This is a genomic window from Gracilibacillus kekensis (assembly GCF_900143085.1).
GTDB classification, from domain to species: Bacteria; Bacillota; Bacilli; order Bacillales; family Amphibacillaceae; genus Gracilibacillus; species Gracilibacillus kekensis.
In genome coordinates, this window is record NZ_FRCZ01000001.1 from 448,208 (window position 1) to 462,945 (window position 14,738).

Consider the following 14,738-nt stretch of genomic DNA (forward strand, 5'->3'; position numbering starts at 1 on the left):
TATGAAGTTACAGTCTTTTAAAATCCTTCACAATATTTATTCTTCAAGTGTGGCATCTGTCTCAGCTTGCGTTTGATCTTCCGGCTCGCTATCATTTCCCGGAATAGCTGTTTCTTCTTGGGACTCACTATCGAATTGATCCTCTTCTTCATCTGGTAACTCATCTATATATTCTTGTAATTCCTCATTTAAATTATTTACTTGTTCCTCGCGCTCTGAGCCACTTAGACCTGGATCATTTCTAGCTTGTTCTATCTGCTTTATTAATCCATACATAATCAATTGTGGATCATCGAGATATTTAGCCTTATCCATTGCTGGTTCAAAATTACCTCGACCATTATAGATCCAATACAATAAGTAATTTTCATCACTATTCAAAGTAATATTATTCATAATAACTTCCTTATCATTATCTGAAATTTTCTCAGATGTCACATAAGAATATGCCAAAATATATTTCGTTGCCTTCGGAAGATCTTCTGCATCCTCACCGTTTAATGTAGTGATGACTCCATTATAGTTAGAAGCTAAGTATTCTTCGTGCGCATCTAATTGACTTTGATGGTAAGGAAGACTAATTAAACCAAAATAAATAAGAGGGATCGCCAATAAGACCGATACAATAATAAAGGAAATAGCTAATCGTTTAAAAAGCAAGAAGCGTTTGATCGGAAATAGCTTCATCGTCCGTTCTGTTTTCTTTTGTTCTTTCTGATAACAATCTTGTAAATAATCGGCAAAAGCAGCTAGTGTTTCTTTTTGATGAACCTGTCGTTCAAATTCAGTGTCTTTCGCATGCTCCAGGGCTCCATTATATAATTGCTCATACGTGTATTTTTTTGAAAGAAGGGCGATACTAAAACATTTTAATTGCTTTAAGAATTCCTGTTCTTCCATCTCATAAGGAGGGATAAGATTACGTACCCCACGATAGACGACATGTGGACTTAAGTTGTCATCAAATAAAAGATTATCGGGATGAAGAAAAAAAGTAATACGAGATTTTAAATAATGTCTTAGTCGTGCAAGATTAAGAAGAAGACGTAATTTATCATTACGATGCAAGTGCTGAATCGCTTGCCAATTTTTCTTTTCTGGATCAATAAAAAACGAAAAAGTGAAAGCATCTTCTTCCTCTTTCACTTCTAATGGTACAAAGGCATTCGTATCAGCCCCAGTTAATAAACGTATTTGCTGAGGATCTTTTACACGAGTTTGTGATTTAGCTAAACGCAACTCCCATCTATCTTCATAAACTTGGAATGGAAGGGATAGATGATCAAGCTCTATCTTTTTCTCTGTCATAGTTTATTGCTCCTTCTTCACTAATAACTTTTTGGTCTAATACCGTAAGAACATCCCCATTTGTAACAGGGTAGTTCATTAAAAGATCATCATCCGCCAATACGAGTCCTTTGGTTTTCACCTTAATTGCTGAAGACGACCTTTTAGACCGTTCTACGTTTAAAATATCCATTAGCTCTCTTAACAGCTGTTTAATGGTTATTTGAACAGGAATTCGCAAATCATAGGTTTGATGTAAACCATATTCACGAAAATCAATGGTCACGTCTATATGACTATTCTTCATGTTGGATTCACTCCCTACTCTACAAACCTTTGATACATAACATAAATACCACCGCTCATCAGCACAGCTATGCCAGTGAGAGCCATGAAGAAAATCGAGAAACCACCACTATTATCTGATGGATTCTCAGAGCTTGCTACTTGTGGTGCCACATAGTCTTCTGCAAATAAAATCTCCTTGGTATCTTCGATAGTTGTATTTTTGGGGAGATCTGTTGCGAATAAATCTTGTTCTAATTGATCTAGAGATTTTTGTTTATTTTCTTGTACAGAAGAGATCGCCTCGGAAGTTTCTTCTTTAAATAATTCAGGAAACCTTTTTTCTAATTCAGTTTCGGAATGGTTCTGTTCTTTATCAGAATCTTTTTCGATTATTCGATCCACTTTCCAATTGATGGATCCTTTTTTTTGCTCAGTGTCCTCTGCTAATGCACTTAGCGGCATTAGCAGAAGCAATAGAACACTGATTAAGGTTATTCTGCTTAGTGACTTAAGCAGCATTCTCATCCCCCTCTTTTCGTTGGGCAGATTGTTTTGATATAACTAGTAAATTCGCAAGTACAGCAATCAATAAGACTAGAATCAAGCTCAATACAATCATGCCATAATCGGATGACCCGTGAACAAAACGGTTCAATAAACGTTCCACATATTGTAATGGGGAATATTCTCGCCATTCACTTGCATTTGATAAACCTGCTGAAAGTGCATTGGTTAAGAATAGGTATAGACTCATAATACCTAATAAGATAAACATACCTACCAGCTTCAGTTGTCTCAACAAGTAGGATGCTGCAAGTACCATTACTGTCATAATTAACACCATTAACAAGGTCCATATAATTAACTTTCCACCACTTATATCTAATAGATATGCTGAGACTAATCCGAACACTATTCCTTCAATTACACCTAAGCCAGCAGTGATTCCCGCAACTAATGCATTCCGGCCAAAGATAGAACTTTCTTCTTCGAAAGCATTCTCCTGTATTCGCTTTTGATTGACTGTAGAAATGCCATACGCAGTAAATAACGCTGCAAGGAAAGTAATCAGAACAAGGAAATAAGCAGAAAACGTTTCACGTTCCACAATAACTCCAGCATTTTTAGTTTCTACTGGGTTGGATAAAAACTCGTAAAGATCTTCATTTTGTCTATCCCCAATCCGACTATTCGCCATTACCTCTGAGAAGTTATCTGCAAACGCTTGGTCATCCATTACTTTCGCAGTTAAATTTTCGGCTAATACTTCTGCTTGCTCGATAATGCCTGTTCCGCTTTGCCCAATTGTTTCTGCTTGTTCGTCAATTCGGTCGAATGTCTGGTACACTGTTTCAGCTTCCGTTAGATTACCAGAAGCTTGATCAGCTAGTGTCTGGCTTTGTGTAAACAAGGGTTGGTAGCCTTCTCCTAATGACATCACCATGTTTTGTTCCTGCTCATTAGCATTTTGAATCTCTGTCTGACTGTCGATTAAATTTAAGCTTTCTTCACGCCACGCAGTAATATCCTCAATTGTCGCTATTAATTGCTCATTTAGTTTTCTTGCTACTTCTCTTGAATTTGTTACTTTATCAGCTAATTGATCTGCCCGTAATAATGTTCTTTCAATAAATGCACGATGGTTTTCTACATCTCTCTCATAGTTTTCCAGTGGTTCATTTACTTCTGAAAGCACATCATCCGTGACTTTAGTTGCAATATAATCCGTTAACAGATCCCCAACATTTTTGTTTAATAATGCGTAGATGGAGTCATCTGTTGCCATATCAAGTAAGGTTTCATCTCCACCAGCGTCCGGACACGCACCCTCTTCAACATTCGCACAAGATAACGAAATACCAAAATAAGATTCATAGGATGCTAATAAACGCTGATAAGGTGTAATGGTATTCTCTACCGTATGAATTAAACCTTCCGTATATTCATCAATCACAGGTGCTGTTACTGTATGTTGAATATGGTGATGATTGATTTCCACTAATTCAATTACTGGTTCTGGTTGTGGCTCTTCTTCCTCAGGGATTTCTTCTCCATTTCCATCACCTGGATCTGTTGAACCATCTTCTGTTTCTTCTCCATTCTGATCTCCTGGAGTTGTTGAACCGTCATCAGGTACTTCTGTACCTTCTCCACTACCATCATTCGGCACTTCATCTTCTACTGGCGTCTCATCTGTCACTTCTACACTATCATCTGGAGTTCCACCTGATTCATCTTCATTAATCGAAGCAGAACTACTCTCTTTTTCTACTGTATTAACTTGATATTGATTCGTTTTATCTGTTACTTCTTCACCATTTTCAGCCTTAATGGCATGATAACTTGCTACAATAGGAGTATAAATCGTTTTAGATGCAACTTGGGAAGTTTCTTCTTCTGTTTCTTCCTCTTCTAATTGATTGGCTTCTTCCTCATCAATTTGATACATGTCCCATTTCCACTGTTTCATTTCAAAAATATTAATAGGTTCATCTAAAAATTCTTCTTCTAATTCAAGCGTCAGTTGGACCGTGAATTCACCATTTTGATAACCCGGTAACTGAACGGTTTCACCTTCTTGATAATTCGTGTATCTTACTTCTTCACCATCTGGCAAGTGGACGACCAAATATCTGATCGCAAACCCTTCGGAAATTCCATGAACTTTAAACTCTCGTAAAGGCTTATCTGATTCTGGCAACATTACAGTATCAGATAATGTAACACCATTATAATGTAAGTCTTCTTTCAAGTTCTGAATATGCTCAGGCAATATAACATCATGATTACTTGAGTAGACTTCATTAAACTCCGTCTGGTATTTGTTTGTGATTCCAATTACATTTTTTATCTCTTGAATCATTTCAGGAGACAGGTCAGCATCTTGCCAAATATTTTCGTCTAAGGTCGGTAGCTGAGAAATCTGGTCTTCAATACCTGATAACAAACGATCATCCTGAGCTCCTAACAGGGTGGTTAAGTCGTCATCTTCATCATCGAAAGATGCAGCAATGATGGCATTCAAACGTTCATCAATTCGACCTCTGATTTCTTCAATATCAAAATTTTCCTTTTCTGCTGTGATATCCTCTAACGCTTGATTCAAACGATTCTGCAAGCCTCTTGAATGTAATGCAACAGTATCTAACGTGTTTTGTTCATTTTCATCGATAAGCTGAAACTGGAGATTCATATAATCATTGACGTCTTGCAGGTTTTGCAGCTGACTATTTATATCCCCATTATCTAACTGGTTTTTAAAATTATTTAGCTGTTCTGCAAAGTCGTTTGTTAGTAAACTATTACTTTGCTGTGTTTCTCGAACATCGTCAATATTAGTTTGATAGTCTTCATAATTAGACAGTTGCTCCACTAAGCTTTGCTCATAATTTTTTAGCGTATCTTCAAATACACTAAATTGATCTTTTGATATTTCTGTACTGTCTTTTATAGTTGAAAACTGAGAAGTATAACTTGAAAGTGGGTTCTGTACATTCTGGTTGTATGTAGCTGTCAAACTTTCATAATCTTCAACAATTTTTGCAACATTATCCTGCGCATCCTGCAAGTTACCGATTACGCTCGCAAAATATACATCAATAATACGACGGTTAAAATCATTTAATATATTACTGGCTGTTTCTTCTGCTTTCGCACGGATTGCTTCACTGTCTGATGCATTAATCTTATAGTTTAACACTACTTGTTCCGGTGCCTCTGAATTTATCGAGATCGCCTTCTCGGTAAAGTCATTGGGAATGACAATCATCATGTCATAGGTGTTACGTTCTATACCGCTTTCTGCAACACCACGACTAACAACATACCATTCATGATTTTGTTGATTGATACTTTTAACAAAAGCTTCTCCAAAATCAACATCTGAATCATTAAATACTGCGCCATCATCTTCGTTTACAAGCGCAATAGACATTCTATCTTCTTTTGGCGCTGCTTCCTCTGTTGAATTTGCTTGATCCAATGATAAATAAGATAACCCTACTATGATTGCTAAAATAAGCACCAAAAATAGAGGCAGCTGTATTAACGTTTTTTTCATTCTTGACAACTCCTACCTATTTTTTACGATATGTAATATGTAATTATAAGAAATGTAAATAAGTCCATATAAGGGATACAATGATAAAGTTCCATAGTAAAACTAGAGCTACACAATAGCTAATATCGTGTAGCTCATCTTAAAGAGTAAGCAAAAGCCATAAAGTATGACTTTATTTAGCGGAGTAACTGCCACTGATTGCTAACGTTATATACCAGGAAGTTACCGTCCGCTAATCCTCCACTATACCAAGTTGTTTATAGTGAGGCTTTTACGGACGGTATCACCATGATACATGTAATTTCTTAGCGTAGACCAAAGTTCTGAGAAAGTGCTTCGTCTTGCTCTTGCATAGCTTGAGCTGTTTTTTGCAGTTGAGTCTGGATTTCAACCAATAGTTGTGAGAAGTTTTGCACTTTTGGTTCCAATTCTCTAAATTGATCATCGAAACGTTCAAAAGAACGACCTTCCCATTCTCCACGCAACTGATCCTGCAAATTTTTAAGCTTATTAAGTACTTCAGTAATTTGATCAGATCCCTGACCATATACTTGTGCTCTTGCTTTTAACTCTTCTGGTGACATACGAATTTGTCCTGCCATTTTCTTCATCTCCCTTATTAAAGATTTAGATAGGTCAAAGCTTAAGGCTCTTCCTGTTTATAAGATTAGAAGATACTCCCAATTGAAGTCAACTGATAATGGTATATTTTAGTAAAAACGATTCTTTTTTCCTAATATTGTCTTTAATTCGAACTATTTTACAATTATATCCAAGGAATAAGTAATATATTTTAAGTTTTTTCGACAAATAAGAACAGAATGAAACATTTTTCCATCCTGAATTATATCCATTTTTTTGAATATTATGATACTATTTATCTATTTTAACTAGATTAGTAGTTTAATTTTTTTAATATTATGCAGAGAAGATAAGCTATTTAACAAAAAAGACTACCCTGCTGGATAGTCTAATAGTAATTCTTAATAAATACGTTCTCTTTAGTTGTAGACGTTTATATCAATATCTCTCAATTCATCATAAATTTCCTAATATTATTTCTTCTCTCCTTCTTTCTTATTATTACTTCAATATCATTACGTCATAAGCTTTCATCTCAACTTCGCCACTAACAATACGATTTTCTAGTAAGTTTTCCATCTTTCCTTTAATCTCAATAGATTGTACTTCTCTAGAATAGTTAAGTAAGATATAAATGATATGACCCTCTTTTTCACGAACAGCTAATTCCACATCACTTGTAAGCAAGAAGATATCTTCATAATTTGTAACCTGCAAGTCTTTTAGGAGCATTGTTGCAATTTGATAATCAAATACTCCTCCAAAGTAATAAGCCTTACCTTTTCCAACGTTACGCTTTGTTAAAGCTGGCTTATTTTCATAGTGGCAGTTTTTAAATGTTCCGATCACGTCGACACCATCTGCATCTACCTGAAGCACCTCATTAAACCCTTGGGTCTCTATTTCCTCCCCAAACATCATAACCTTGGGATTCTTCTGCCAGCCATTTAACAACGTATATTCTTCAACTGAAATACCTACTAAATCTTTAATATAACCAGGAAATGCTTTCATGTAAGTTTGGCCGTTTATATCTTTATATCCCGTTCTTGCTCCAAAGATAATTTGACCACCCTGTTCGACATAGCACGTCAAAAGTTCAGCCGTACTTTCTGTTAAAATAGCTGCATGCGGATAAACGAGCACTTGATAACGTGATAACTCCTTTAATGTCATATTTTGCGTAACGTTCACGACATCAACTGGAATATGGTGATATTGAAAAGCCTTAAACCACGCTTCCTTACTCTCCCCAAGAAAATCGCCATACCACGTATCCACTTCTCCATCCCATTCATTATTATAATCCGTTAAAATCGCAGCGTTTGCTACATATTTAGAATCAAAAATAGAAGAATCGAGACGCTGAATTTCTTCACTCGTTTTTTTAATTTCCTTGATCCTGCGATTTGGTAAATTGTGATAATCATTAATACCATGCCAATAAATTTCTGAGCCCATTGTTGCTGTGCGCCATCTAAAATAGAGTACTAAATCAGCGCCATGTGCGATTGATTGAAATGTCCATAATCTTAACTGACCAGGGAGAGGAGTGGGTTGTGCAATTCGGTTCACCCATCCTCCGGGTCCTGCCTGTTGTTCGAAAATAGCAAAGTTACCTCCAAAATTTCGGACTGTACTTAAATTAAGACTCCATTTACGATCTCGTAACGGCATGAATGAGTTATCTTCAATAATCTTATTGAAATTTGGATAGGAATCATACGCATAAAAATCTAATGCCTCTTCTGTCATTTGGTGGTTATCCAAGTGCCCAAACATGCCGTTGGTCGTTACCCACTGTTCCGTCGTAATCGAACGAATAATATCGGACTGGATCTGGACAAAATGAATAGCGCTGTCCGATATAAAACGTTTTTCATCTAAAAATTGATGAGGATTATATGAATCGTTCACAGTAGCACGGGACAAATATACCTGTTTCCAGTCCGTGTACGTCTGACTCCAAAATACCGTTCCCCATGCTTCATTTAATCGGTCTAATGTTCCGTATTTTTCTTTTGCCCATTCACGAAACTTGACATGATCTGCATCCGAATAAAATTCATTTATCTCACAATTGATTTCATTATCAATCTGCCACCCGACAACAGTGGGATTATCTTTATAGTGCTCAACCATTTGCTTAACAATTCGCTTTGATAGCGACTGATATATTTCCGAATTATAATTGTAATGTCTTCTAGAACCATGGTTGTAACGGACACCGTCTCTTGATACGTTTAATACTTCCGGATATTTCTCAGTCAACCATGCTGGTGGCGTTGCTGTTGGTGTCCCCATGATCACTTTCAAATCATACTTCTGTGCAAGTTCTATTGCATGATCAAATAAATCAAACTCGAACGTCCCCTCAACTGGTTCGAAGATAGTCCAAGCAAATTCTGCCATTCTTACATATTTAAAACCCATTTCCTTCATTCTCTTAAAATCATCTTCCCATAATTCTTCTGGCCAATGTTCTGGATAGTAACAGACACCTAATTGAATCGCTTTTTCGTTTATAACTTCTTTCATTGGTATGCTCCTTTTTCTGTATACTATTTATGTCTTTTATTCTTTAACAGATCCGCCTAAAATACCTGAAACAAAATGCTTTTGCAACACTAAAAATACTACCATAATCGGCAAGACAGAAATTGCAGTACCTAACATTAATTGCCCATAATCAACCGAATTCAAGCCAGCTAATGTTGATAACGCAACAGGTAGTGTATATTTATCACTTGTTGTCATCACAATTAATGGCCACATAAAATTGTTCCATTGATGAGTAAATAAGAAAATTCCTACGGCTGCTAATGCTGGCTTCATCGTTGGTAAGGCAAGCTTAAAGAAAATTGAAATCTCTCCTGCACCATCGATACGCGCTGCCTCAATCATCGAATCAGGTATACCTTTCATATTTTGGCGAATAAGGAAAATCGCAAACGGATAACAGATCTGCGGCAGAATAACTGCATGGTATGTGTTAATCCAATCCAATGCACCAAAAATTTGAAACAATGGAATAATGGTTGCCTGATAAGGAATCATCATCGCCAATAGGAAGCTGGAGAATACTACATTGCTCCCTTTGAATTTAAACTTAGCGAATGCATACCCCGCCATTGAACATACGAGCAAACTTGTTATAACAAATATCACCGCAATAACAGCAGAGTTAAATAATGCTTGCATAATTGGTATTGCTTCACTTAAGCTTGTTAAGTTTTCCATCAAATAGTTACCTGGTATTATTTTTGGCGGAAAACTTAGTACATCACCAGATGGGTTGGTAGCACCAACGATCATCCAATAAAAAGGTCCTAGTGAAATGATAACACCTACAATTAATATAAAATGTAACAATGATTTTTTTACATATACGCTTTTCATTAGTCGTCTTTCACCACCTTAAATTGCAACCAGGATAGAATCGCGATAAATAACACAATCACGTAAGCAATAGCCGATGCATATCCGAAATCAAAATAACCAAAGCCTTGGTTATACAAATAATACGTAATCGTTAAGGTCGCATTATTCGGCCCACCACTTGTTAAGTTATAGGGTTCATCAAATAATTGGAAAGTTCCAATGGTTGATAAAACAAAACAGAATAGTAATACAGGTTTTAACTGTGGAATCGTAATATAAAAGAATTTACGAATACTTGATGCTCCGTCGATACTTGCCGCTTCGTATAAATCATTTGGAATATTTTGAAGTCCTGCTAACAAAATAACCATATTATATCCTGTCCATCTCCAGGTGGTGACTATAATTAATGATACTTTTGCCCAAAATCCGTCTGTTAACCAATTTACCTTTTCTAAGCCGATGGAAGTAAGTATATAATTTACTAAACCATAATCAGAATTTAACAAAAGGATAAAAATGATCGATGCTGCAACTAAAGAAGTGACCGCTGGTGTAAAAAAAGAAACACGATAAAAGCCTCTCATGTTTAATAATTTTGCATTTAAAAATACTGCCAATAAAAGTGCAAAGAATAACATGATCGGTACTTGCACAATTAGAAGGATAAATGTATTTCCTAATGCTTTATAGAAAATTGGATCACTGAATAATCGCACATAGTTATCTAATCCAGAAAAGCTGTAGACACCTCCCACTCGTGTCTGAAAACTAAGTAAAAAAGACGCAATAATTGGGTATACGGTAAATGCTAAAAACAATAAAACAGCAGGCAATATAAATATATATGGAGCTGTCTTTGGAGTAATAAACCCTTTTTTGTATGGTTTTGATTCTGATTTTTTTGCTACATTATCCAATAGTGTCCCCTCCTTCTTTAGAAAAAAAGGTTGACTGACTTCAGCCAACCTTTATTTAATTAATCTGTTGTTTCTTTTCCAGTTTGTTGAGCTGCTTGCTCTTCCCCATCTTCAAACATTTCCATAGCAGACTTATCTTCTAATAAAAATGCTTCTGTTTCGCTACCCATCACAGAACGAACTTCTAACTCTGCGCCATCATGGTTTACAGCAGGTATATTTTCTACTGTATCTGCGAATTTTTGGAAAAATGGCTCATTATTGAAATATTCTTGGTCTTCAGAAAAAACAGGCTCTTCATATGCTTCTAATAAGGCTGGGAATAATCCTCTGTTCGTTAATGCTTTAATTTGTGAGTCTATATCAGTTGTAGCAAATTCAGCAAAAACATATGCCGCCACTTTATTTTCCGAAGAAGATGGAATTGCTAAAGCAGAACCACCATCATTCGATGCACGAGTACCACCTTCTTCAAAAGCAGGCAATTTAAACATATCCCATTTCCCAGACAGCTCTGGCATTTGTTCTAACATCGTTCCACTCCACCATACTGCACCAGGGTGTGTCGCAACTTCGCCATTTTTCATAGCAGCCACTTGACCATCCCAGTTATTTGTATATGTGATTAATTCATTATCTTTCATCTTCTGTAATATGCGTGCCGCATTTTCACCGGCTTCTGAAGTAATATCTAATTTCCCTTCTTCATCGAAATAATAACTACCTTGCTGTTGCATCATAATACGAAGTAAACCATCACCATCTGTACCCAAAAAGTACTTTCCTGTATGATCTACTATTTGTTTACCAGCTTCTATATAATCATCCCATGTCTCAATTGATGATGGATCAACACCCGCTTCTTCAAAAACATCCACTCTATATAAAACACCGACAGGACCTAAATCACGTGGTGCTGCTATAACATTCCCATCATTATCTTTTAGCCCTTCAATTTTCGCATCCGCGAATTTGTCTTCATGTTCGTCATACCCCATTGCGGTTAAATTGGTAAATGCGTCAGGGAATTCTTCTGTAAAGGAATGAATTCTGTTATTCTCCACTTGTACAACGTCTGGAAGACCACTACCACCACTTGATAGCCCTGCACTAACTTTTTGGTAAACCTGATCGACACCAATATGTTCCACCGTCACATTGACATTAGGATACACTTCTTGAAATGCAGGTAAGACATCTTTATCCAAATAGTTCGCTTCCAATGCCCATGCCCAAACTGTAATATCACCTGAAACTTCTTCTGGATTCTCTGGAATAGTTAATTCCTCGCTCTCGCCATCTCCACCACTTGATGAATCTCCGCCACACGCTGCTAACAATACGATTAACATAAGTGCAAACCATGAAGCTACTAATTTCTTTTTCATCTTCATTCACCCCTCATATTTTTTATTACATTGCTAACAAACTCTGTTGTTAACTTGCCAAAATTATAACGGATTGTTAGACTTAATTATGGTAATATAGTTAGTTTTATTGTATTTATTCATTTTATTTGTATGCGTTTACAATCGAGAGGGGAAATATTCAGTGGGAGTATTTAATGAGGGGTTATTACGAACATTATTTGAGATGACTAAGATACCTGTTAGTATTGTAAAATACTCTGAACAAATAAAATCTTTTTCGAATTCTAAGCTAACTAATCCTTTATTTGAAAGTTATGAGGAACAACTATTAGAGTGCGGAATTCAAGGCCAATATATTCAACTAGTGGACACTGTTTATTTCGAAAGCCTTTTAAGTATTCCATTTATGAAGAATGACACCAAGTATTGGTTAATAATCGGACCCATTATCCATAACCCACCTACTAAAAGTAGTATTAATAGACTCTTAAAAAGATTGGATCAATTATTTTTGCAAGAAGAATTTGAAAAATATTTATTCACTTTAAAAATCGAAAGTAAGAATCAACTAATTGAATCCGGGCACATGGCATACTTCATAATTAATGGAGCAGAAATTAATATTAGAGAAGAATTAAGCTTAGTAAAACAAAAAGAAGAACCTACTAATAATAAATACTATTCCAATTATATTGCGGATGTTAGAGAAAAATCTCTATACCACCATGATCCTCTATTAGAACGCCGTATTTATCAATTAGTAGAGGAAGGAAATACTGCTGAAATCTTACCTTATTATAAAGCTTTTCAAAATCGTGGGGATTTTCAACATGGACTTCTTTCAAGAAATAGTGAAATGAGAAGCCTAAAAAACAGAGCAATAGCGATGATCACATTAGCTACAAGAGCCGCCATTAGAGGTGGAGTGCATCCAGAAGATGCTTATTCCCTTGGGGATGTGTTGATACAAGATCTCGAAGAATTAACATCAATTTCTAAAGTATCTTGGTATCGTGAAGAAATATTATACGACTTCACAGAAATGGTAAAAAGAAACAGAAAACAAAACTTTTCCAGAAAAGTAACACTCAGTCAGGAATATATTTACAAACATATTTATGAGCCAGATCTTTCTGTGAATTCTATTGCAAAAAAGTTAGAAATTAACTCAAAATATTTATCAAACCTTTTTAAAAAGGAAGTCGGAATTTCTATAAGTGAATATATACAAAAGTCCAAAATACAAGAAGCACAAAAAATGATGATTTATTTTAATCGTTCATTAACAGAAATATGTAATTTACTAAACTTCACTGATCAGAGTTATTTCACTAAAATATTTAAACGTCATGCTCAAATAACCCCAAAAGAATTCCTGAGAGATATTAAAATAGATTCGTTTTAGATTTTTTTCAACTTTTTATTTACGATATTTCCATTAATTCGAATTACTTCATCACTAACTGTTTGTTGCTTACAAATTAAACCCTGCACCATTTGATGCAGGGTTTAAAAAACCTTTATTAATTTAACGGGTCATTATCATGATTAATGGAATTATTATTATCTTTTTTCATTTTCGCTTCTACCTTACTAAATTGATTTCTCGCAAAATCGCGTCCACCAATACCAAAGGAAATCGCGAATGCCACCATTAACCCGCCTAAGATAAGAATGAAGGCAGTGTTAACGATAGAAGTTGCAAATTTCAACTGATCCAAAGTCATAAAGACCGCAAATACAATAACCACATATTTTACAATAGCTGCGGTGAAGCCACTGTGTGTATACTTACGAATAAAGCTAGCGAGGAATGAACCTAATAAGATTCCTCCACCCAGAATTAATAACGCACTTACCAGGAACGGTAAATAGGTAATCATTGCACTGCCAATTTGATTTAATACTTCTAATTGTAAAACACTTAACGCCTCTACTGTGAAGAATAGAATCACTAGTACTTTTACAACCGTACCAATAGCTTTAGAAATATCAAAAGGTACTTTGCTTTCGGCATTATCAATACCTATGGAAGAGAATACATTATTAACACCAGTACCTTGAAGCAAACCTTCAAGCAGATTACCAAGGATTTTACCTAAGTAATAACCTACAATTACTAACACAATCGCAATAAAAATATTTGGGATCATCAATAATACACTATCTAACACTTGTGTAATTGGTTCTGAGATTGTTTGAATTTCTAATGCTTCTAATGCAATTGTAATTACAGGAATGATTATGACAACAAATAAGACATTTGCAAGAACAGACGATAGTGTCATAGTCGATCCACTATTTGTTTTTGAAGCTGGTTTCACTTTATTAAACCATTTATCAACATTCACACTTACTAAAAATCTCTCAAATAACTCTTTTACTAGTTTTGCAATCACATACCCGATGATTAGAATAACAGCCGCTGCTATTAAATTCGGAAGGAATCCTAATAATTTGTCCATCATATTTGAGATTGGACCTGAGACAGAATCCATACTTAAAGCATCCAAAATAGCTGGCAGGAATAAAATAAATACCAATAAATAGACGACTTTCGCTACAGCACTTAATACTTTCTTCCCTTGTTCATCGTCTTCAACAAAATTCGTTTTTCCAATTGCTTTATGAACTCCTAATTTTACAAATAACTTTTCAACAATCCCTTTTGCAATAGCTGCCACTATCCATGCTAAAACAAGCAATAATAAGGCTGCTAACACATTTGGAATTGCCTGAATCACATCATTAAACATTTGTGCAAAAGAATTTCCTAGATCGTTCATGTTATCATCTCCTTAATATGTAGTTGTTTTACTAATACCTTTACTAGAAGATAATAAACATTTT

At 35.4% G+C, this 14,738-nt stretch carries 11 protein-coding genes; 1 reads left to right on the forward strand and 10 read right to left on the reverse strand.

The window, feature by feature from the left end:
* Nucleotides 1-36 precede the first annotated feature (36 nt).
* The 9 genes from essB to BUC25_RS02190 form a co-directional block, all read right to left on the reverse strand.
* Nucleotides 37-1,308, reverse strand: coding sequence for a type VII secretion protein EssB (gene essB, locus BUC25_RS02150; protein WP_073199223.1), 1,272 nt, complete (start codon nucleotides 1,306-1,308; stop codon nucleotides 37-39).
* Complete coding sequence (locus BUC25_RS02155; RefSeq protein ID WP_073199225.1) at nucleotides 1,283-1,594, reverse strand: EsaB/YukD family protein; 312 nt, start codon at nucleotides 1,592-1,594, stop codon at nucleotides 1,283-1,285. Before BUC25_RS02155 ends, essB begins: the two co-directional genes overlap by 26 nt.
* Before the next feature lie 14 nt (nucleotides 1,595-1,608).
* Nucleotides 1,609-2,094 carry a type VII secretion protein EssA gene (gene essA / locus BUC25_RS02160; RefSeq protein WP_073199227.1) on the reverse strand — a complete coding sequence of 162 codons (486 nt, stop codon included), beginning with the start codon at nucleotides 2,092-2,094 and terminating at the stop codon, nucleotides 1,609-1,611.
* Nucleotides 2,084-5,635 (reverse strand): type VII secretion protein EsaA, encoded by a 3,552-nt coding sequence (gene esaA, locus BUC25_RS02165; protein ID WP_073199228.1) that lies wholly within the window; start codon nucleotides 5,633-5,635, stop codon nucleotides 2,084-2,086. The genes essA and esaA overlap by 11 nt, the downstream gene beginning before the upstream one ends.
* Nucleotides 5,636-5,940: 305 nt before the next feature.
* Entirely contained in the window at nucleotides 5,941-6,237 is a 297-nt protein-coding gene (locus tag BUC25_RS02170; protein ID WP_073199230.1) for a WXG100 family type VII secretion target, read from the reverse strand.
* Nucleotides 6,238-6,718: 481 nt separating this feature from the next.
* On the reverse strand, nucleotides 6,719-8,755 hold the full coding sequence (locus BUC25_RS02175) for a beta-galactosidase (RefSeq protein WP_073199232.1): 2,037 nt from the start codon (nucleotides 8,753-8,755) through the stop codon (nucleotides 6,719-6,721).
* 36 nt (nucleotides 8,756-8,791) lie between these two features.
* A complete protein-coding gene (locus tag BUC25_RS02180; protein ID WP_073199234.1) occupies nucleotides 8,792-9,616 on the reverse strand; it encodes a carbohydrate ABC transporter permease in 825 nt (274 codons plus the stop codon).
* Complete coding sequence (locus BUC25_RS02185; protein WP_170862626.1) at nucleotides 9,616-10,518, reverse strand: carbohydrate ABC transporter permease; 903 nt, start codon at nucleotides 10,516-10,518, stop codon at nucleotides 9,616-9,618. The genes BUC25_RS02180 and BUC25_RS02185 overlap by 1 nt, the downstream gene beginning before the upstream one ends.
* Before the next feature lie 59 nt (nucleotides 10,519-10,577).
* Nucleotides 10,578-11,906 carry an ABC transporter substrate-binding protein gene (locus tag BUC25_RS02190; protein ID WP_073199236.1) on the reverse strand — a complete coding sequence of 443 codons (1,329 nt, stop codon included), beginning with the start codon at nucleotides 11,904-11,906 and terminating at the stop codon, nucleotides 10,578-10,580.
* 163 nt (nucleotides 11,907-12,069) lie between these two features.
* Here BUC25_RS02190 and BUC25_RS02195 point away from each other — a divergent pair, with 163 nt between their 5' ends.
* Nucleotides 12,070-13,293 (forward strand): AraC family transcriptional regulator, encoded by a 1,224-nt coding sequence (locus tag BUC25_RS02195; protein ID WP_073199238.1) that lies wholly within the window; start codon nucleotides 12,070-12,072, stop codon nucleotides 13,291-13,293.
* Nucleotides 13,294-13,411: 118 nt separating this feature from the next.
* Here BUC25_RS02195 and BUC25_RS02200 read toward each other — a convergent pair whose 3' ends face one another.
* Nucleotides 13,412-14,674 carry a mechanosensitive ion channel gene (locus BUC25_RS02200; RefSeq protein WP_073199240.1) on the reverse strand — a complete coding sequence of 421 codons (1,263 nt, stop codon included), beginning with the start codon at nucleotides 14,672-14,674 and terminating at the stop codon, nucleotides 13,412-13,414.
* Nucleotides 14,675-14,738: the final 64 nt, after the last annotated feature.

Excerpts from the sequence above, each read along its gene's own strand:
- essB (WP_073199223.1), bottom strand. The coding sequence starts at position 1,308 with ATGACAGAGAAAAAGATAGAGCTTGATCATCTATCCCTTCCATTCCAA.
- BUC25_RS02155 (WP_073199225.1), bottom strand. The coding sequence starts at position 1,594 with ATGAAGAATAGTCATATAGACGTGACCATTGATTTTCGTGAATATGGT.
- essA (WP_073199227.1), bottom strand. The coding sequence starts at position 2,094 with ATGCTGCTTAAGTCACTAAGCAGAATAACCTTAATCAGTGTTCTATTG.
- esaA (WP_073199228.1), bottom strand. The coding sequence starts at position 5,635 with ATGAAAAAAACGTTAATACAGCTGCCTCTATTTTTGGTGCTTATTTTA.
- BUC25_RS02170 (WP_073199230.1), bottom strand. The coding sequence starts at position 6,237 with ATGGCAGGACAAATTCGTATGTCACCAGAAGAGTTAAAAGCAAGAGCA.
- BUC25_RS02175 (WP_073199232.1), bottom strand. The coding sequence starts at position 8,755 with ATGAAAGAAGTTATAAACGAAAAAGCGATTCAATTAGGTGTCTGTTAC.
- BUC25_RS02180 (WP_073199234.1), bottom strand. The coding sequence starts at position 9,616 with ATGAAAAGCGTATATGTAAAAAAATCATTGTTACATTTTATATTAATT.
- BUC25_RS02190 (WP_073199236.1), bottom strand. The coding sequence starts at position 11,906 with ATGAAAAAGAAATTAGTAGCTTCATGGTTTGCACTTATGTTAATCGTA.
- BUC25_RS02200 (WP_073199240.1), bottom strand. The coding sequence starts at position 14,674 with ATGAACGATCTAGGAAATTCTTTTGCACAAATGTTTAATGATGTGATT.